Here is an 18,782-nt window from a genome sequence, read left to right as displayed (position 1 = left end):
AGGCATGATGCCGATCAAGTAAGAGTCTGACGATCGGAGGGACAAAAGGGCCGCCGCGTTGGGGCGGCCGCTCGCGAACATGCTCCAAAAAGGGCATAAGTCGCCTTCAGTCGAAATGGACGGTGCCCGTCCCGCCGGCCTCCGAGCCGGCGGGCAAGCGCTGGCGAGATCGTCACATGGCCATTTTTTCACATTCGGCCTGGGCCTTCTTAGTCGACGTGTCGACCATGTAGGCTTTGCCCTTGGCGTCGGTCATTATCATCATGCAATGCTTGATCGGCTTGGCCATCTTCATCATATCGGCGCCCATCTTCGCGTCCGGCATCATAGTGCCCATGTGCCCGTCCGGCATGATCGCCGTCACTTGTCCACCTTTCATCATGGTCATGGTGCCCATCGTGTCCTCGGCGAACGCCTGCGAGGCGCAAAGAGCGGCGAGGCCGGCGATGACGGCGAGCTTGATCGATTTCATTCCGCATACTCCCATTGTGCAGGGGCACAGTCGCCCCATTCAGGGTTCGCGGACGGCGCGCCAGCCGTTACGCCGACACGAATATGTGATCGATCGCGCGCCGGGGAACGGCACAAGGCAGTCGCAGCTTGTCCCCCGCGGCCCGGCGGCGGGACAAGCTGCCCGATAGCCGCAGCATGACTCCGCCGCCAAGCTGTGCTATGCGCCGCGCTTGACATCGGGCCGATGGATGAAATCGGCCGCAAACCGTTTATATCAGTAGAGCCATGACCCTTTCACTCGACCTTACCGCAGAAGGCGCCCGCGACGCGTTGCGCGGCCGTGCCGTGACGGCCGAAAAACCGTCGCTGATCGGCCTGACGCGGGCCGAACTCGGCGAGGCCCTCGTCGCTTCAGGCATCGTGCCGGAGCGCCAGGCGAAAATGCGCGCCCAGCAGCTCTGGCACTGGATGTATGTGCGCGGCGTTTCCGACTTCGCCGGCATGTTCAACATCTCCAAGGATCTGCGCGCCGAACTCGACAAGCATTTCACCGTCGCCCGGCCCGAGATCGTCGAGGAGCAGATTTCCGCCGACGGCACGCGAAAGTGGCTGTTCCGCTTTCCGCCGCGCGGCGCCGGCCGGCCGGTCGAAATCGAAACCGTCTATATCCCCGAGGAAGGCCGCGGCACGCTCTGCATCTCCTCGCAGGTCGGCTGCACTCTGACCTGCTCGTTCTGCCACACAGGCACGCAGAAGCTGGTGCGCAATTTGACGGCCGAGGAAATCCTCGCCCAGCTGCTCACCGCGCGTGATCGGCTCGGCGATTTCCCCGACCGCGACACGCCCGACGGCGCCATCGTGCCGGCCGAGGGCCGGAAAGTCTCCAACATCGTCATGATGGGCATGGGCGAGCCGCTCTACAATTTCGAGGCGGTCAAGAAGGCGCTGCTGATCGCCTCCGACGGCGACGGCCTTTCCCTGTCGAAGCGCCGCATCACGCTGTCGACCTCGGGCGTCGTGCCCGAAATCTTCCGCACCGGCGAGGAGATCGGCGTCATGCTCGCGATTTCGCTGCACGCAACCAATGACGATCTGCGCGACCTCCTGGTGCCGATCAACAAGAAGTATCCGCTGAAGGAGCTGATCGCCGCCTGCCGCGCCTATCCCGGCCTCTCCAACGCCAGGCGCATCACCTTCGAATATGTGATGCTGAAGGACGTCAACGATTCCATCGAGGACGCCAAGGGCCTGATCAAGCTGCTCAAGGGCATTCCGGCCAAGATCAATTTGATCCCGTTCAACCCGTGGCCCGGCACCAACTACCAGTGCTCGGATTGGGAGACGATCGAGAAATTCGCCGACTATATCAACAATGCCGGCTATGCCTCGCCGATCCGCACGCCGCGCGGCCGCGACATCCTGGCCGCCTGCGGCCAGCTGAAGTCGGAATCGGAACGCATGCGCAAGGTCGACCGGCTGGCGCTGGAAGCCATGATGATCGCGGGGCACGGCGAGGTGTGAGCCGCTCGCTTGCCTGGATGAAGCGCCTCGCCATAATAGCAATCGGCTATATCGCCGCCGTGCTGACCTCGATCCTGGTGCCGGTGCTGCTGATCGTTCTTCTGGCGGGGATCGAGGATGGCAACTGGTCGATCATTTTCACATTTGACTGGCTGGCCTCGTTCCCACTCGCCGTGTTGACCGTGGCGATCTGCGCGCTGCTGATCGTCGGCCCGGCGATCGTCCTCGCCGAGCGGCTGGCGCTGCGAGGATGGTTCTACTTCGCCGTCACGGGTGCGATCACGTCGATCGCCTTCGGTGTCTTTGTCCCCGGCTCGGCCGGCGGCTTCGTCTTCAATCCAGGCTTCCTCGGTTTTCTGGCCGCGGCCGGCATCGCCGCCGGCTGGGTCTACTGGCGTCTGGCCGGACACAAATCCGGTCATCCCGCGGGTCGTGATCCCCGATGAACCGTCTCGTCGCCTATATCGTGCGCTTCGCCATCATCCTGTTCGGCTACGCCATCGCCTCGCTGGCGGCGAGCGCCTTCCTCAACATCCTGTTCCTGGCCTCGCTCGGCTACGCGCCGGCGCAAGCCCATCTGGCGGCGACGGCATCGCTCTATTTTTCAATTCCTTTCGTCGCCCTGTTCGTCGCCTATTTCGGCTTCGCGCCGGCCGCGCTCGTCATCCTGATTGCCGAAATCCTCGGCCGGCGCGACTGGCTGTTCTACGCACTGGCGGGCGCGCTGGTAGCGGGGGTTTTCCTCGGCCTGGTCGACAATATCCGCGATTCCACGTTCGCGGTCACCGAGACCAGCGCCATCATGGCCGTCATTGGCGGCGGCATGGTCGGCGGCATCTTCTACTGGCTCAGCGCCGGGCGCTGGGCCGGAAGCTGGTGGAAGGACGAGAAAGCGCCTACTTCGCCTGGGCCGTCAGGATCTTGAGCGCGAAGGCCGAGAACACGCCGGCAAAGAGATAGTCGACCACCCGCGTCACGCGCGGGCTGGCCTTCATCGCCGCCGAGAATTTTTCCGCCGCCAGCACCATCGGTACCGTTACCGGGATCGACAGCACGATGAACATGGAGCCGAGGAAGAACAGCTTCCCGGGCGCGTTCGGATCGTGCGCGGAGACGAATTGCGGCAGGAAGGTCATGAAGAACAGGATGATCTTCGGATTGAGCAGGTTGACACCGAGCCCCGCCGCCCAGCTGCGCAGCAGCGAAATCTGCGGACCCGTCTTCTTTTCCGGCGAAAAGGCCGAGCCCTTGGCGATCGCCTGCCAGGCCAGGAAGACGAGATAACCGGCGCCAAAGATCTTCAGCACGAAGAAAGCCATCGGCGAGGCGACGATCAGCGCCGAGATGCCGACCACCACCAGCGTGGTGTGGATCAGCGTGCCGCACAGCGCGCCGGCCATCGAGGCAAAGCCGGTGGCCCGGCCCTGGCTCAGCGTGCGCGAGACGAACAGCGTCATGTCAGGGCCTGGCGTGATCGCCAGGATCACGGTGGCGATGGCGAACTGGATCAGCGTGGTGATGTCGGGAATGAAGGACATGGCAGGCCCCAGGGAGACCGGGAGCCTATACAGGGTGCGTCGCGCCGGCGCCAGATGCCAAGGTCGTACATCCTCCGGGCAGCAGAGGCTTCTACGCCGCCGACTGGTCCATCTCGGCCAATGCGAGGACCGCCGCCGGCCGCAGAATCTGGTCGATCGGCTTGGGGCGGCCAAGAAAATAGCCTTGCGCCTCGTTGCAGCCTTCCACTTGCAGGATGGTGAGCTGGACATGTGTCTCGACGCCTTCGGCGAGCACCGGAATGTCGAGGCTGCGCCCCAGTGTCAGTACCGCGCGGATGATCGCCTTGGCCTGCGGGCTGCGCTCGACATCGGCCATGAAGGAGCGGTCGAGCTTGATCTTGTCGAACGGAAACGAGCGCAGCGTGTCGAGCGAGGAGTAGCCGGTGCCGAAATCGTCGATGGCGATCGTCACGCCCAGCGCCTTGATCTGGCGCAGCACGTGCAGCGTGCGCACCTTGTCGGCGACGATCGTCGATTCGGTCAGTTCCAGCTCGAGGCGCTTCGGCGACAGGCCGGTTTCGACCAGAATCTGGTGGACGAGCTTGGCGAGATCGGCATGGGCGAGCTGCACCGGCGACAGGTTGATCGCGATCTTGTGACCGTTGTCCCACGACGCCGCCTGGCGGCACGCGGTGCGCAGAACCCATTCGCCGATCGCCAGGATCGAGCCGTTCTCCTCGGCGATCGGGATGAATTCAGCGGGCGGGATCATGCCATGCACAGGATGGGTCCAGCGCAACAGCGCCTCGTAGCCGCAGGTGGCGCCGGTCGAGACCGAAGTCTGCACCTGGTAGTGGAGTGTGAGTTCGCGGCGTTCGATCGCCTGGCGGAGGTCGGTGGCCAGCGCGCGCCGTGCCCGCGCCGTTTCGTCCATGGCCGATTCGTAAAAGCAGACGGCCCGCGCCACGTCGTTCTTGGCGCGGTACATGGCCAGATCCGCATTGCTGACCAGCCTCTCCCGGTCGGCCCCGTCGCGCGGATAGACGGCGACGCCGATGCTGGCGCCGGTGACGGTCTCGAAATCGTCGATCAGCAGCGGCTCGAACAGGGATTTCTCCAGGCGTGAAACCAAGCCGAGCAGTTCGTTCTGGTCCTTGAAGCTTTTGATCGCGGCGAATTCGTCGCCGCCGAGCCTGGCGACGAACTCGCCGTCGCCGGCCAGTTTCGCCAACCTGCGAGCGATGATCTTGAGTGCCTGGTCGCCGGCCGCATGGCCCCTGAGGTCGTTGATTTCCTTGAAGCGGTCGAGATCGATGACGATGACGGCCGTCATCATGTCTTCCTCCTCGCTTGCCCGCTCGATCTCATGATCGAGGCGGTCGTTGAAGGAGACGCGGTTGGCAAGACCAGTCAGCGCGTCGTTGAGGGCAAGGTGCTGCAATCGCTCGAAGCTCTCGAGCCGGCCACGTTCGTCGATCAGATAGCTGGCAAAGCCGGTGGCCGCGACGATCAGGCCGACCACGGCGACAGCGACGGCCATCGCCTCGAGGATATCGGGATTGGTGCCCGTTGTGATGAAGGAGAGCGGCGTCACCGCCACCGCGGCCATCGCCGTGAAATGCAGGCCGACGATCGCCAGCACCAGCAACCCGATGCCGAGATAATGCGACCAGCGATATGGCCGACGCACCGTCTGGCCGATCGCCACGGCGGCGAACACCATCGCGATCAGCACCGAAGCGACGACATAGCGTGCGTCCCATTCGACGATGCCGGCCACATGATAGGCCATCATGCCGGTATAGTGCATGGCGCAGATTGCCAGCCCGACAAGGCATCCGCCCCATTCCGGCGCCAGGCTGCGGCTTTTGTCGAGGGCAAGGCCGAAACCCACCCCGGTTCCAATCATGGCGATGACCAGGGATATCATGGTGAGCGCTGGATCGAAGGTGATCGGCGCGCCGGGCTGATAGGCCAGCATGGCGATGAAATGCGTGCACCAGATCGAAGAGCCGGCCGCGACCGCTGTCAGGAAGAGCCAGCCCCGCATCTGCACGCCAAGGGTCTTCCTGGCGCGATCCAGGAGGCCAATCGTCACCCAGCAGCCGGTGACGCACATCAGCGCGGCCAGCAGGACGAGCCACAGATTATGCTCCGTGACGATGCATGATATGACGCGCATCTGGGATGACCCAAGCCCGAGGATACCCGCGACGAACGGGCAAAAGCCGCTTCGGCACCAACATGTGGCTAGGGCGGCTCTGTCCCTGCTTGTTTAGCGGCCGGGGGTGAAAACTTGATTAAATACGACATGTAAATGCATCCGCTGATTGTCGCAGGTTGTTTCCCCAGCCCGTATAGCTGCCCAGCTGGATCAGAACTCTGGCGCCGCCTGTGCTTGCTCGCTTTGCGGTTCCTGCTAAAAGGCGCTCCGACAATCCGTGACGCCGTTGCCTCGAGCGTCCGCTTTTCGACGGAGCAGAAATGTCCAAGATCAAAGACGTCAAGAAGGTCGTGCTCGCCTATTCCGGCGGCCTCGACACATCCATCATCCTGAAATGGCTGCAGACCGAACTCGGCGCCGAAGTCGTCACCTTCACCGCCAATCTCGGCCAGGGCGGCGAGCTGGAGCCGGCGCGCCGCAAGGCCGAGATGATGGGCATCAAGGATATCCGCGTCGTCGACGTGCGCGAGGAATTCGTATCCGACTTCGTCTTCCCGATGTTCCGCGCCAACACCGTCTATGAAGGCACCTATCTGCTGGGCACGTCGATCGCGCGGCCGCTGATCTCCAAGCACCTGGTCGAGATCGCCCGCGAAACCGGTGCCGACGCCATCGCGCATGGCTCCACCGGCAAGGGCAACGACCAGGTGCGTTTCGAGCTTTCGGCTTACGCGCTCAACCCCGACATCAAGGTCATCGCGCCGTGGCGCGACTGGTCGTTCAAGTCGCGCACCGACCTGATGAACTTCGCCGAACAGCACCAGATCCCGGTGCCGAAGGACAAGAAGGGCGACGCACCGTTCTCGGTCGACGCCAACCTCCTGCACTCCTCTTCCGAGGGCAAGGTGCTGGAAGACCCGTGGAGCGAGCCGCCGGAATTCGTCCACCAGCGCACCGTGTCGCCGATGGACGCGCCGGACGCCGTCACCGAGATCGAGATCGAGTTCCTGAAGGGCGATCCGGTCGCGCTCAATGGCAAGAAGCTGTCGCCGGCCACCATGCTGGGCGCCCTCAACGATCTCGGCCGCGACAATGGCATCGGCCGGCTCGACCTGGTCGAGAACCGTTTCGTCGGCATGAAATCGCGGGGCGTGTATGAAACGCCCGGCGGTGCCATCCTGATCGTGGCTCATCGCGCCATCGAATCGATCACGCTCGACCGCGGTGCCGCGCACCTCAAGGACGAGTTCATGCCGCGCTATGCCGAGCTCATCTACAACGGCTTCTGGTTCTCGCCCGAGCGCCTGATGCTGCAGGCGATGATCGACAAGAGCCAGGAAGACGTCGAAGGCACGGTGCGGCTGAAGCTCTACAAGGGCAATGTCATGGTCACCGGCCGCAAGTCTGGGAAGACGCTCTATTCCGACGCGCTGGTCACCTTCGAGGACGACCGTGGCGCCTACGACCAGAAGGATGCCGCCGGCTTCATCCGCCTCAATGCGCTGAGGCTGCGCACGCTCGCCGCGCGCAACCGCAAGGGCTGATGTCCAGACAGCGACCTGAACCTTTGTCAGTCAACATTCAAGAAACCCGGCGGAGACGCCGGGTTTCTATTTGCAACCGCTAATATAGACAAAATGAAGCTGCCTATAGTCGGTTCCTGTTTGACCTTTTGGCGGCTTCATTTAAGTTCATTTGCGGGTTTTGGGGTTTTGACAGTGAAAAATAGCATTTCTCTTCTGCTTGGCGCGGTCGTCGTCTTGTCGGTGTGCCAGGCCTCACACGCAGGCGCCAAGCGTGACCCGAAGGTGGATATGAACGAATGTATTGCCTCAGCCCGCACATCGGACCTTACGTTCAAGCATGACATGGCTTTGTTCATGGGCGTCTCGCAGGAACGCATGCCCGCTTTGTTCTGCCAGCGCATTGCCGATGGGATACGCAGCGGCCGCATCAGCTATTCCGACATAAACAGGCTGCAGCTCGACCAGCCGACCGAGATCTGGATGGTCCTCAAGGGCAAGGCGAAGGCAACTGCGCCCACGCAATCCCAGGCGCCGCGGTCGCCCAACTTCCGTAACTGCAGCGGCATTGACGGCACTTTTCAGGTTCCCGCTTCCCAGAAATGCCCGGCGAGCGGCTACGCGCATTATTGAGAGTGATGTGCCCAGGCGCTCGGCCATTCCTGGAATCGCTTTCCTGCCCGCATTGGCTGTCCTGGCAAGCTTGGCTGTTGCCAAAGCCAACGACCATGACCCCGCCTCGCTCGACCTGGCCGTACTCATCGAGTGCCGGGCCGACGTGCCCAGCTACAACGGCCTTGCCTTCTGGCTAGCCGGCGAACCCGGCGCCGCGAAGGCGCTGAGCTGGAAAGAGGTTCCGTCAGTCAATCCGTTCCTGCGCCAATATGACTTGCCCGCCCCGGTCCATGTCTTCGGGCGCGAGACCGGAACGATCGTCTTTACCGCGACAGGGCCGATGGCGGTGCTTGATGGCATCGCCGCGCCGGACCTCGCCCGCCAGATCGACGTCCCGGCGATGGTCTCGACACCGGATAAATTCCTTGGCGAGAAGGTCGTGACCGAAAGCACCGAGGACGCCGGCGGCGTGAGTCTTGCCACGCGCATCACGCTCAATGTCTCGACGGTCGAGTCCCATCCCGGCAAGACGCTGGCCGGCTGCCCCTATGCGCTCGACGTGAAATGAAAACCCGGCGCGGAGGCCGGGTTCTTCGTTCAATGCCGTACGGTTCGATCAGTCGGCATCGATCGCGGTCGCGATGCGGGCGATGGCCTGCTGATAGACGCTTGCGGAATTCCAGCCGGCGATCGCGCCCATATTCGACTGCGCGCTGGCGCCAGCCCGCCAGCCGTGACCCTTGAGGAAGTTGGCGGTGGAGGCCAACGCGGTCGCCTTGTCGCGCAGGTTTCCGCTGCCGACCGCATACTTCAAGACATTTCCGGGCAGGAACTGCGTGTGGCCGATCTCGCCATGCATGGCGCCGACCGACGAGGAGGTCAACGCGCCGCGGTCAACCAGCTTCAGGGCCGCGATGGCGTGCGGGTGGAAATAATCGGGGCGGCGGCAATCATAGGCAAGCGTCAAAATGGCGGAGACCGTGTTCTGGTTGCCCATCGAGGCACCGAAGCCGGTTTCCATGCCCCAGATGGCGAGCAGCACGCCCGGCGACACGCCGTAGTTCTGTTCGATCTGGTTGAACAGCGCTGCGTTCGACTTCTTCAGCGAACGGCCCCTGGAAATGATCGCCGACCCGCCACGGCGTTTCATGAAATCATCCACCGAGCCGCTGAAAGCCTTGTGGATGGCGCGGTCGGCGGAGATCGTCCTCGTTGCGTAGGTCGCGCCGGCCAGAGCGGCCAGGCCCCTGGACCCGACACCGTCGGATTTGGCCTCAGCGGCGAAATCCTGCTTCCAGGCGTCGAAGCCGGCGCCGGTCTTGCCGCAACTGGCCGCCGCTTGCGCGCCCGTTGCCAGCCCCAGCACCGCCACCACCGCGGCTGCTAAAATCCTACCCTTGGCAAGAAATGCCATGTTGTTCTCCTGGTTTGCCTGATTCACGTCCCGATTGCGAATTTGCCAGCGAAACGCGCATTTGTCACCGTCTGTGGCGTGATGCTGGCGGATGCCGGGGAATTTGCCTACGATCAAGGGATTATTGTGGCGAGGCCCTGGCATGAAAGAGGTTGATGTCGGCCATGGACCGCATCGGCGCCTGGGCCAGCGAAGCGAAATAGTCTCGACGGACCGCGGAACACCGGGCGGTGGCTCGCGTTTGGCCACGGGCCGCCTGCATCTTGTGCCCCCTGATGAATTGAGACCGAGATGAAACTTTTCGACTGCCCGCATTGCGGCCACCGTCTCTATTTCGAGAACGCCCAGTGCCTGAACTGCAGCAGTCTCGTGCTCTATGATCCCGAGGGCGCGCGCTTTGTCTTGTCCGGCGTCGATGGCGCCATCCAGTGCACCAATGCCGACGAATGCGCCTGCAACTGGATGGCCGAGCCGGGGCAGGTCTTCTGCCGCGCCTGCGTGCTGAACCAGCTGATCCCCGACCTCTCGGTCGACGGCAACCGCCGCCGCTGGATCCGCGTCGAGGCGGCGAAGAAGCGCGCCATCTATTCGCTGCTCGCCTTCGACCTGCCGGTGGCGCCCAAGCAGAGCCCGAGGGACGAGATCGGGCTGGCCTTCGACTTCCTCGCCGATCCGATCGGTGGCGGCCCGGGCGGCGAACGGATTCTCACCGGTCACGACAACGGCCGGATTACGCTGAACGTCGCGGAGGCCGATTCAGCCGAGCGCGAAAAACGTCGCATCGAGATGGGCGAGAATTACCGCACGCTGCTCGGCCATTTCCGCCACGAACTCGGCCATTACTACTGGGACCGCCTGATCCGCGACGATCCGCAAGGGCTGGAAGCGTTCCGCGCTTTGTTCGGCGACGAACGCGCCGATTACGAACAGGCGCTGAAGGCTTACTACGCCAACGGCGCCGCGCCCGACTGGCAGCAGCACCACATCTCGGCCTACGCCACCTCGCACCCATGGGAGGACTGGGCCGAGACCTGGGCCCATCACCTGCACATCACCGACACGCTGGAGATGGTCCATGCCCTGAACTTCCCGCTCGGCCGGCTGGAGACGGTGGAGGCGAACGAACTGCCGCGGGGCGATACGGGCGGCCGGCTGCAGGCAGCGCCTTCGGAGCCTGCAAACACGCCCGAGCCCTTCGACAAGATCCTTGCCCGCTGGCTGGTGCTGTCGGAAGCCTCCAATTCGATCAACCGCTGCATGGGCCTGCCCGACCTCTACCCCTTCGTCATTTCCGACGTGACGGCGCAAAAACTGGCCTTTGTTCACGATCTTGTGACCGGCTTGCCGAAAGAAGCGGGAACAAATCGTGAGTTGGCACAAGCGTTTTAGCCGGAACGCATGCGCCGCTACCCCGTTTTCACCGCCGAGGGATCACGAAAAAACGGAGAGAAGCCATGAAATCCGTATTGTTTCCCGCAATCGCCGGAGTGTTCACCGTGATGTCCGGTGCCGCGTTGGCCGATACCGCGGTCTCGGCAGTCACCGACCTCAACGTGCGCGCCGGCCCGGGTCCGCAATACCCGGTGATAGGCGTGCTCGCCGCAGGCCAGTCGGCGACGCTCAACGGCTGCATCGAAAACAGCAAATGGTGCACTATCGCCGAAGCCGGTGGCCAGGGCTGGGTCTATTCCGATTACGTCACCGCCGATTTCGGCGGCAGCCGCGTGGTGCTGACGCAGCGCCGCTCCGCCGTCGTCTCGCCGCCCGATGACATCGGCAACTACCCCACCGAGTACACCGGAGCGATCGTCGCCGGCGAGCCGATCGACACTGTCGTCCGGCCTCCGGCCGAGGTCACGACCTATGTCGACACCCATCGCCTCGACCCCGTCTATCTCGAAGGCGAGGTGGTGACCGGCGCAACCCTGCCCGACACCGTCGAGCTGCGCGAAATTCCGGACTACCAATATCGCTATGTCTATGTGAACGGTCAGCCGACGCTGGTCGATCCGCAGACGCGGCGCATCATGTACGTGGTGCGGTGACAGAGGCCGGCGGTCGCCGAAGCGGCCGCTTGCGGGACTGGGAAGACCGTGCGGCGCCCGGACGGCGGGTGTGCCGCACGATCCGTTTGCGCGTCCAGATGATATCGATTCCGATTCCCGGGGCCATCGGCTAGATCAAGGACAGCTCGATCAAGCAGCGATGGATTCGGATCGACGTGACAATCGACGACACTGCCTTCGAGCGCTATCGCAACACGCCGAACGCCAGGACGACCTTGCCGCGCCTGTTGCTGGGGACGCTGATCGTCGTCCTGTTCTGGGGCGCCACCACCGCGGCGGTGCTGTTCGGCGGCACCTATGTCTACTTCGCCTGGCAGACGGCGACTTCGCCATACGGCATGGAGGGTTTCCTTGCCTCGCCCATCGGCATCCTCAGCGCTCTCACCTCTTTCGCCGGCATCTGGATCGGCCTGTGGCTCGCCATGCGCTGGGTGCATGGCGAGCCGCTGTCGGCCCTCCTCGGCGCCGGCCGCCGCGTATCGCGACCGGACTTCCTCAAGGGGCTGATCGCGGTGCTGATCACCTCGGCTCTGTCCGAAATCCTGCTCTATTTGCTGGCGCCGGGGATCGGGCGCGGCACGATCAGCCTGTCGTCCTGGCTGCTGTTCGCGATCCCGATCGTCGCGCTCACCTTGCTGCAGACCTCGTCGGAGGAGGTGCTGTTTCGCGGCTACCTGCTGCGCGGCCTCGCCAGCCGGTTCCGCAGCCCTTTCATCTGGGCGCTCCTGCCCGGCCTGCTGTTCACCTCGCTGCACTGGAGCGGCGGTTCCTCGGCCGCCATCAACGCCTGCGTGCTGGTCTCGATCGCCGCTTTCGCGCTGCTTCTGACGCTCGTGGTCTATGCGACCGGCAATCTCGGCGCGGCACTTGGCGCTCATTTCGGCAACAACCTGACCGGCTTCCTGCTGATTTCGCATCAGGAGAGCTACAATTCCTTCGCCTTGTTCACTGCCAGGCCGCTCGAAGGGCCGGGGTGGACGACGTCGGATGCAGCGCTGATCGCCCTGATTGGCATCGGCTGCAGCCTGCTGACCATAGCGCTGCTTCTGCACCCGCGCTCGCCGCTGAAGGTCACGGCGGATCTTGCGGAGGCTAGCGGCGCGAGTTGAAAGCGCCGCTGAGCCGATGCCGGAAAAATGTGGGTGCACAAAAGGGAGACTACTTGGATTGGTTGATCCTCAACCCGTTACCAACGATACGATCCTGAGGATTCTGCACCTTGTTCTTATCGAAATTCGCGCGACGGATAAGCTGGACAAGGCTCGCAGGCTGGCGGACGCATTTCATAATGCGCCAGGCATGATTGCGTCCGGCTGCGACCCGCAGGATACCTGGGCAAGCGTCTTGTCCGCTGCACGTAGGGTGGAGATAGAGTCATTTATCATCTCATTGTTGCACCACGTTCAATCGCGTCGGATTTCGAACTGAGATGCTACGAACGCGGCCCTTGCCTTGACTCTCGCGCCGATTTCCTGTCTACACGCCCCGAATTCCGCGACGAGTATCCCTCCGAGCAAGCCGACCAGGACGCCGAAGCCTCTTTGAGGCCAAGTGCTGTAAACAGATCCTGGAGGCCAACACCCGGCAGCGCTGTGCGCCCCCGGGTGCTTTTTGGTTTTGGGCTTTTGCTTGGACTGGCTTTTGCTTGGACACTGGGCGCGAACGCATTACCTCTCGGTTCGAATGAATCGGGATCGAAGGAAGCAAGATGTTTGAATCGCTGCAGCAGCGCACAAGAGGCGTGGAGGGCCATCGGCCCGACAGGGATCACTATGAATCCAAGGCGCTCACGCGCGGTGGGTTGATCAATGTTTGAGTCCCTACAAGAGCGCCTTGGCTCCATCCTGAACGGCCTGACCGGCCGCGGCGCGCTGTCGGAGGCGGATGTCTCGGCGGCGTTGCGCGAGGTGCGCCGTGCGCTGCTTGAGGCCGACGTGGCGCTGGAAGTGGTGCGCTCCTTCACCGACAAGGTGCGCGAGAAGGCCGTCGGCGCCGCCGTGCTGAAGTCGATCAAGCCGGGACAGATGGTCGTCAAGATCGTCCATGACGAGCTGGTCGACATGCTTGGCGCCGAGGGCGTGGCAATCGACCTCAACGCGCCTGCCCCGGTCGTCGTCATGATGGTCGGCCTGCAGGGCTCCGGCAAGACCACGACGTCGGCCAAGATCGCCAAGCGCCTGACCGAGCGGCAGAACAAGAAGGTCCTGATGGCCTCGCTCGACACGCGGCGTCCCGCCGCGCAGGAGCAGCTGCGCCAGCTCGGCGAGCAGGTCAAGGTCGCGACGCTGCCTGTGATAGCAGGCCAGAACCCGGTGGATATCGCCAGGCGCGCCGTGCAGGCGGCCAAGCTCGGCGGCCATGACGTCGTCATCCTCGACACCGCCGGCCGCACCCATATCGACGAGCCGCTGATGGTCGAGATGGCCGACATCAAGAAGGTGTCGAGCCCACACGAGATCCTGCTGGTCGCCGACTCCCTGACCGGCCAGGACGCCGTCAACCTGGCGAAAAGCTTCGACGAGCGCGTCGGCATCACCGGCCTTGTGCTGACCCGCATGGACGGCGACGGCCGTGGCGGTGCCGCGCTTTCGATGCGCGCCGTCACCGGCAAGCCGATCAAGCTGATCGGCACCGGCGAAAAGATGGACGGGCTGGAGGAATTCCACCCCAAGCGCATCGCCGACCGCATCCTGGGCATGGGCGACATCGTCTCGCTCGTCGAGAAGGCGGCGGAAAACATCGACGCCGAGCAGGCGGCGGCGATGGCCAAGAAGATGCAGTCGGGCAAGTTCGACCTGAACGACCTTGCCCAGCAGCTTCAGCAGATGTCGAAAATGGGCGGCATGGGCGGCATCATGGGCATGATGCCGGGCATGGGCAAGATGAAGGACCAGATGGCCGCCGCCGGTCTCGACGACAAGATGTTCGGCCGCCAGCTCGCCATCATCTCCTCGATGACCAAGGCCGAGCGCGCCAATCCCGATATGCTGAAACACTCGCGCAAGAAGCGCATTGCCGCCGGCTCCGGCACCGATGCGGCCGAGATCAACAAGCTGCTCAAGATGCATCGCGGCATGGCCGACATGATGAAGGCGATGGGCGGCAAGGGCAAAGGCGGCGGCCTCATGCGCGGCATGATGGGCGGTCTTGCCTCCAAGATGGGTCTCGGCGGCATGATGGGCGGCGGCATGCCTGATCTGTCGAAGATGGATCCCAAGCAGCTCGAAGCCTTGCAGAAGCAGGCGCAGGCCGCCGGCCTCGGTGGCATGAAGGGCTTGCCCGCCCCGGGCGGCGGCTTGCCCGGCCTGCCTGGCGGCATGAAGCTTCCCGGCCTTGGCGGTGGTGGCGGCCTGCCCGGTCTCGGCAAGAAAAAGTGAGGACGCTATGAACGAAGAAAAGGACATGGCCGACGCCCGCACCATCCTGGCCGGCTACCGCGCCTCGATCGACAATATCGACGCCGCCCTCATCCACATGCTGGCCGAGCGCTTCCGCTGCACCAAGGCGGTTGGCGTGCTCAAGGCCGAACATGGCCTGCCGCCGGCCGACCCGGCGCGCGAGCAGCAGCAGATCGCCCGTCTTCGCCAGCTGGCCAAGGATGCGCATCTCGATCCGGATTTCGCGGAAAAATTCCTCAACTTCGTCGTCCGCGAAGTGATCCGGCACCACGAACAGATCGCCGCTGCCAACGGCGTGACGAAAACCGGCTGATAACCAGCCTGAACAGATCAACGAAATCAGAGCTTTTAGGAGAAAAGAAATGGCACTGAAGATCAGACTGGCCCGTGCGGGCTCGAAGAAGCGTCCTTACTACCACGTCGTCGTCGCCGACGCCCGTTCGCCGCGCGACGGCCGGTTCATCGAGTCGCTCGGCTCGTGGAACCCGCTGCTGCCGAAGGACGGCGAACGCATCAAGGTCGACGCCGACCGCGTCAAGCATTGGCTGTCGCACGGCGCCCAGCCGACCGACCGCGTCCTGCGCTTCCTCGACGAGGCCGGCCTTGCCAAGCGCGAAGCCCGCTCCAACCCGAAGAAGGCCGAGCCCGGCAAGAAGGCGCAGGAACGCGCCGCCCTGCTGAAGAAGGCCCAGGAAGACGCCGCTGCCGCCGTCGCCGCGGCCGCTGCCGCGCCGGCCGAGGCGGAAGCCGCCACCGCCGAGTAATCGCTTCCCATTCCTTGCGGAAACAGAACGGCGGGCCTGTGCCCGCCGTTTTGCTGTTTGCATTTGTCGTTTACCTGCCCTTTGCTGTTTCCCTGGAGCAATTCCAGGAAAAGTGCGTAGCTCTGGAAAAGCTTCTGATTTCCGGCTGAGGATCGGATGGACGAACGGCCAGTCGCGGAGGAGATCCTGTCCGGCGTCGTCGCCGGAACCCTGTTGCGATGCGCCGATGCCACGACAGGTGTCGTGGTACTGAGCGGATCGAGCGGCCGTGTCGATATTTCCCGCGCACGACTATTTGCCAGCGAGGGCGTCTCTGCCCTTGCCCTCCGGTGGTTCGGCGGCGAAGGCCAGGGTCCCGGCATATGCGAAATCCCACTGGAGACGTTTTTCGCCGCGACCGACCGCCTTGTCGGATTGGGATGCCGCCGCATCGTCTATGTCGGCACGTCCAAAGGCGCCGAGGCATCCTTGCTCGCGGCGGCGCATGACCCGCGCATCGACGCCGTGGTTGCGATCAGCCCGACATCGGTGGTCTGGGGAAACATCGGGCCGGGCCGCGACGGCATAAGTTGGCCCGAGCGATCGTCATGGACGCTCGAGGGGCGCCCTCTCCCCTTTGTTCCAACCGACCCGGATTGGAAGGCGAGCTACGTCGATGGCCTTGTGTCCTACCGGGGACTTTTCGAACACTGCCTGACAAGGTTCGAGCAGGAAGCGGACAGGGCAGCCATTCCCGTCGAGTCTATTTCGGCGGAGATCGTGCTGGTCACCGGCGGCGACGACGCGCTGTGGCCGTCCCTGGATTTTGCTCGATCGATCGTCCAGCGTCGAAAAGACGCCGGAAAGGCCACGCGCCTCGTCTCGGCTCCCGACGCGGGCCACCGCATTCTCCTGCCCGGTGAAACCACCCCGCGCTCGAGCTCGCATGCCCATGGCGGCAACGACCGCGCCGATGCGAAGCTGGGGCGGGATGCCTGGCGATACATTCGGGAGCTGCTGTAGCGCGGCCTGCGGTGGCGGCTGTCTCACGAGCGCCCGCAATGCGTAGACAGTTTATCGCCTGAAAACGGCGGGCCAAAAAAGCCCGCCGCCTTGCTCTTCATGTGTGGTGTTCGATCAATAACCGCTTGGGCAGCGATCGACATAGGTATGGCCATAGCGGTCGCGATAGCGGCAACGGCCCGGTTCGCTGGCCCGGCCGATCAGCGCGCCGGCCACGGCGCCGACCGCACCGCCGACAACCGCGCCTTGCACCGGATTGTTGGCCACGGCCGCGCCAACCGCAGCACCGCCGAGGCCACCGACAGCCGCGCCTTTTTCCGTTTGCGAACAGGCGCCGAGCGCCGTCGTCAGCACCAGAATGGTCAGGATTCTCTTCATTTGTCGTTCCTCTCACATGCGGATCGCCGTCTCGCCGCCAAGTCCTAAACTCTCAGACGGCTAATTTGATCCCGAGGAGAATGAAGATCGCGACGACATCCGGCAGCGGTTGGCGCGGAACGGCTATCGGGTGAACGGGATCAGTGCACGCACTTTGGGGTCGCGCAGATAGAGGCCGCCCCACAGGATGATGCCGAGATAGACGCCGAACAGCGTGTGCGAAAACAGCGGATTGCCGATACGCGCATTGGTGGCGATGGCGCCGCCCATATAGGCGGTGAGCAGGATGGCGCCGAGCACGGAAGTGCGCGGCAGCGCGTAGAGCGCGGTCGAGATCAGGCCGATGACGCCGAGCAGGCGTGCGACATTGGGGTCGGCCGGCCAGCCGAGCGGCCTGCCGGCACCTTCTCCCCGTAATGACGGGGAGAAGGAAGGCATCCGGCCGAAGGCCGAGCCCGCGACGGCGGGCCGCCGGTCGTCCGGCGCCCTGGCGGAGGGCCAGCCGCGGCAGCGGCGGTACGGCCCGTGAGCGAAAGCTGACGGCCGTCAGGCCGCCTTCTTCTTCGGCTGGATCAGGCCACGTTCGACCAGCAGCTCGGCGATCTGCACCGCGTTCAACGCCGCGCCCTTGCGCAGATTGTCGGAGACGATCCACATCGACAGGCCGTTGTCGACGGTCGAATCCTCGCGGATGCGCGAGATGAAGGTGGCGTCCTCGCCGGCCGATTCGAGCGGCGTGATGTAGCCGCCGTCCTCGCGCTTGTCCAAGACCTGGCAGCCGGGCGCCTCGCGCAGGATGTCGCGCGCCTCGTCGGCGGTGATCGGCTTCTCGAACTCGATGTTGACCGCTTCCGAATGGCCGATGAACACCGGCACGCGCACGCAAGTCGCCGTCAGCTTGATCTTGGGGTCGAGCATCTTCTTGGTCTCGGCGACCATCTTCCACTCTTCCTTGGTGAAGCCGTCGTCGAGGAAGACGTCGATATGAGGGATGACGTTGAAGGCGATGCGCTTGGTGAACTTCTTGACGTCGACCTGATCGGCGACGAAGACCGCGCGGGTCTGAGTAAAGAGCTCGTCCATGCCTTCCTTGCCGGCGCCCGACACCGACTGGTAGGTGGCGACCACGACGCGCTTGATGGTGGCGGCGTCATGCAGCGGCTTCAGCGCCACGACGAGCTGCGCCGTCGAGCAATTCGGGTTGGCGATGATGTTCTTGCGCGTGAACAGCGAGATCGCGTCCGGGTTCACCTCCGGCACGATCAGCGGCACGTCCTGGTCGTAGCGGAAGGCCGACGAATTATCGATGACGACGCAGCCCTGCTTGCCGATCTTCGGCGACCATTCCTTGGAGACGTTGCCGCCGGCTGACATGATGCAGATGTCCGTGTCCGAAAAATCATACTGGTCGAGCGGCCTGACCTTCAGCGTGCGGTCGCCGAACGACACTTCCGTACCCATGCTGCGCCGCGAGGCGAGCGCCACGACTTCGCTGACCGGAAAGCCGCGCTCTTCCAGAATGTTGAGCATTTCCCGGCCCACATTGCCCGTGGCGCCGACGACTGCAACCTTGAAACTCATAGAAATCTCCTGTCCCTCTCCGCTTGGTTTTTGGAGAAAACCCGCCGGCCAAGTGCGGGTTCCGTCCCCCGGGCCGGACCCGGGAGAGGGTGGTTAGGCCAAGGGAATCACACCGTTTTGGTGGTGGTTTTGGTAGTTTTCTTGGCCAAGAATGGGGTTTTGCCGGAACGAGACGACGCGCCGACACGCCCGGCCCAATGGTTCGCATCGAGGCTGGGGGCGTCGAATGCAAGAAGAGCCATCAAAAGGCCGCGCATCGAAAAACGATCCCGTTCGAAGCGGGCTTTTACGCGGTTTGCGGCAGGAGTCAATTGGCGGCGCGCCGCGGCAGGGCTGCGAACTCGGGTTAACGCGCTTTGGGGATTGCGACTGATCTGATTCCATGGGGGTCCCATGATTCGGAG

Annotated in this window: 20 protein-coding genes and 1 pseudogene; 13 read left to right on the top strand and 8 right to left on the bottom strand. The window is 63.8% G+C overall.

Translation table 11 applies throughout. The features are described 5' to 3' along the window. Nucleotides 1-172: 172 nt before the first annotated feature. Nucleotides 173-472 (bottom strand): hypothetical protein, encoded by a 300-nt coding sequence (locus FJW08_RS30760; protein ID WP_140764780.1) that lies wholly within the window; start codon nucleotides 470-472, stop codon nucleotides 173-175. 266 nt (nucleotides 473-738) lie between these two features. On the opposite strand from FJW08_RS30760, the gene rlmN reads away from it, so the two are divergent. Genes rlmN through FJW08_RS30745 form a run of 3 tightly spaced genes read left to right on the top strand, consistent with a single transcriptional unit; the run spans nucleotide 739 to nucleotide 2,899 of the window. Further along, nucleotides 739-1,974, top strand: coding sequence for a 23S rRNA (adenine(2503)-C(2))-methyltransferase RlmN (rlmN, locus tag FJW08_RS30755; RefSeq protein ID WP_140764783.1), 1,236 nt, complete (start codon nucleotides 739-741; stop codon nucleotides 1,972-1,974). Next, nucleotides 1,971-2,420, top strand: a complete 450-nt coding sequence (locus FJW08_RS30750; protein ID WP_140813569.1) for a hypothetical protein — start codon at nucleotides 1,971-1,973, stop codon at nucleotides 2,418-2,420. Before rlmN ends, FJW08_RS30750 begins: the two co-directional genes overlap by 4 nt. Continuing rightward, entirely contained in the window at nucleotides 2,417-2,899 is a 483-nt protein-coding gene (locus FJW08_RS30745) for a hypothetical protein (RefSeq protein WP_140813568.1), read from the top strand. Before FJW08_RS30750 ends, FJW08_RS30745 begins: the two co-directional genes overlap by 4 nt. Here FJW08_RS30745 and FJW08_RS30740 read toward each other — a convergent pair. Beyond that, nucleotides 2,871-3,512, bottom strand: coding sequence for a LysE family translocator (locus FJW08_RS30740; RefSeq protein ID WP_140764791.1), 642 nt, complete (start codon nucleotides 3,510-3,512; stop codon nucleotides 2,871-2,873). The genes FJW08_RS30745 and FJW08_RS30740 overlap by 29 nt on opposite strands. Nucleotides 3,513-3,603: 91 nt before the next feature. Next, complete coding sequence (locus FJW08_RS30735) at nucleotides 3,604-5,655, bottom strand: bifunctional diguanylate cyclase/phosphodiesterase (protein ID WP_140813567.1); 2,052 nt, start codon at nucleotides 5,653-5,655, stop codon at nucleotides 3,604-3,606. A gap of 302 nt (nucleotides 5,656-5,957) precedes the next feature. On the opposite strand from FJW08_RS30735, the gene FJW08_RS30730 reads away from it, so the two are divergent. The 3 genes from FJW08_RS30730 to FJW08_RS30720 all read left to right on the top strand — a co-directional run bounded on the left by FJW08_RS30730 (nucleotide 5,958) and on the right by FJW08_RS30720 (nucleotide 8,343). Continuing rightward, nucleotides 5,958-7,181: an argininosuccinate synthase gene (locus tag FJW08_RS30730; RefSeq protein WP_140813566.1), complete on the top strand. Its 1,224-nt coding sequence runs from the start codon at nucleotides 5,958-5,960 to the stop codon at nucleotides 7,179-7,181. A 93-nt stretch (nucleotides 7,182-7,274) separates the two neighbouring features. Next, nucleotides 7,275-7,793 carry a hypothetical protein gene (locus FJW08_RS30725; protein ID WP_246682666.1) on the top strand — a complete coding sequence of 173 codons (519 nt, stop codon included), beginning with the start codon at nucleotides 7,275-7,277 and terminating at the stop codon, nucleotides 7,791-7,793. A 61-nt stretch (nucleotides 7,794-7,854) separates the two neighbouring features. Next, nucleotides 7,855-8,343 (top strand): hypothetical protein, encoded by a 489-nt coding sequence (locus FJW08_RS30720; RefSeq protein WP_246682667.1) that lies wholly within the window; start codon nucleotides 7,855-7,857, stop codon nucleotides 8,341-8,343. A gap of 48 nt (nucleotides 8,344-8,391) precedes the next feature. Here the strand turns inward: FJW08_RS30720 and FJW08_RS30715 are convergent, their stop codons facing one another. Further along, complete coding sequence (locus FJW08_RS30715; RefSeq protein WP_140813564.1) at nucleotides 8,392-9,189, bottom strand: lytic transglycosylase domain-containing protein; 798 nt, start codon at nucleotides 9,187-9,189, stop codon at nucleotides 8,392-8,394. Between the two features lie 291 nt (nucleotides 9,190-9,480). Here FJW08_RS30715 and FJW08_RS30710 point away from each other — a divergent pair, with 291 nt between their 5' ends. The 7 genes from FJW08_RS30710 to FJW08_RS30675 all read left to right on the top strand — a co-directional run bounded on the left by FJW08_RS30710 (nucleotide 9,481) and on the right by FJW08_RS30675 (nucleotide 16,419). Then, on the top strand, nucleotides 9,481-10,578 hold the full coding sequence (locus FJW08_RS30710; protein WP_140813563.1) for a putative zinc-binding metallopeptidase: 1,098 nt from the start codon (nucleotides 9,481-9,483) through the stop codon (nucleotides 10,576-10,578). Nucleotides 10,579-10,643: 65 nt separating this feature from the next. After that, entirely contained in the window at nucleotides 10,644-11,234 is a 591-nt protein-coding gene (locus tag FJW08_RS30705) for a DUF1236 domain-containing protein (RefSeq protein WP_140813562.1), read from the top strand. A 176-nt stretch (nucleotides 11,235-11,410) separates the two neighbouring features. After that, nucleotides 11,411-12,364, top strand: a complete 954-nt coding sequence (locus FJW08_RS30700) for a type II CAAX endopeptidase family protein (RefSeq protein ID WP_140813561.1) — start codon at nucleotides 11,411-11,413, stop codon at nucleotides 12,362-12,364. 699 nt (nucleotides 12,365-13,063) lie between these two features. After that, nucleotides 13,064-14,632, top strand: coding sequence for a signal recognition particle protein (gene ffh, locus FJW08_RS30690; RefSeq protein ID WP_140813560.1), 1,569 nt, complete (start codon nucleotides 13,064-13,066; stop codon nucleotides 14,630-14,632). Nucleotides 14,633-14,639: 7 nt separating this feature from the next. Next, nucleotides 14,640-14,966 (top strand): chorismate mutase, encoded by a 327-nt coding sequence (locus tag FJW08_RS30685; protein WP_019862096.1) that lies wholly within the window; start codon nucleotides 14,640-14,642, stop codon nucleotides 14,964-14,966. A 49-nt stretch (nucleotides 14,967-15,015) separates the two neighbouring features. Next, complete coding sequence (rpsP, locus tag FJW08_RS30680; protein ID WP_140764818.1) at nucleotides 15,016-15,417, top strand: 30S ribosomal protein S16; 402 nt, start codon at nucleotides 15,016-15,018, stop codon at nucleotides 15,415-15,417. A gap of 156 nt (nucleotides 15,418-15,573) precedes the next feature. After that, complete coding sequence (locus FJW08_RS30675; RefSeq protein WP_140813559.1) at nucleotides 15,574-16,419, top strand: acyl-CoA thioester hydrolase/BAAT C-terminal domain-containing protein; 846 nt, start codon at nucleotides 15,574-15,576, stop codon at nucleotides 16,417-16,419. Between the two features lie 114 nt (nucleotides 16,420-16,533). Here the strand turns inward: FJW08_RS30675 and FJW08_RS30670 are convergent, their stop codons facing one another. From FJW08_RS30670 to FJW08_RS32775, 4 genes and pseudogenes are all read right to left on the bottom strand, one after another. Then, the gene (locus FJW08_RS30670; RefSeq protein ID WP_140764821.1) at nucleotides 16,534-16,797 is read right to left on the bottom strand and encodes a YMGG-like glycine zipper-containing protein; all 264 of its coding nucleotides are present in this window, start codon (nucleotides 16,795-16,797) and stop codon (nucleotides 16,534-16,536) included. 123 nt (nucleotides 16,798-16,920) lie between these two features. Further along, nucleotides 16,921-17,190, bottom strand: a pseudogene (locus FJW08_RS30665) (DoxX family protein); the annotation flags it as partial. 153 nt (nucleotides 17,191-17,343) lie between these two features. Further along, a complete protein-coding gene (locus FJW08_RS30660; RefSeq protein WP_140510518.1) occupies nucleotides 17,344-18,378 on the bottom strand; it encodes an aspartate-semialdehyde dehydrogenase in 1,035 nt (344 codons plus the stop codon). A 107-nt stretch (nucleotides 18,379-18,485) separates the two neighbouring features. Then, nucleotides 18,486-18,782, bottom strand: a 297-nt coding sequence (locus tag FJW08_RS32775; protein ID WP_210241230.1) for a hypothetical protein, incomplete at its 5' end; no start/stop codon positions are given.

It is taken from the genome of Mesorhizobium sp. B3-2-1, from assembly GCF_006439515.1.
Taxonomy (GTDB): Bacteria; Pseudomonadota; Alphaproteobacteria; order Rhizobiales; family Rhizobiaceae; genus Mesorhizobium.
This window is presented reverse-complemented; position numbering and strand designations above follow the sequence as displayed.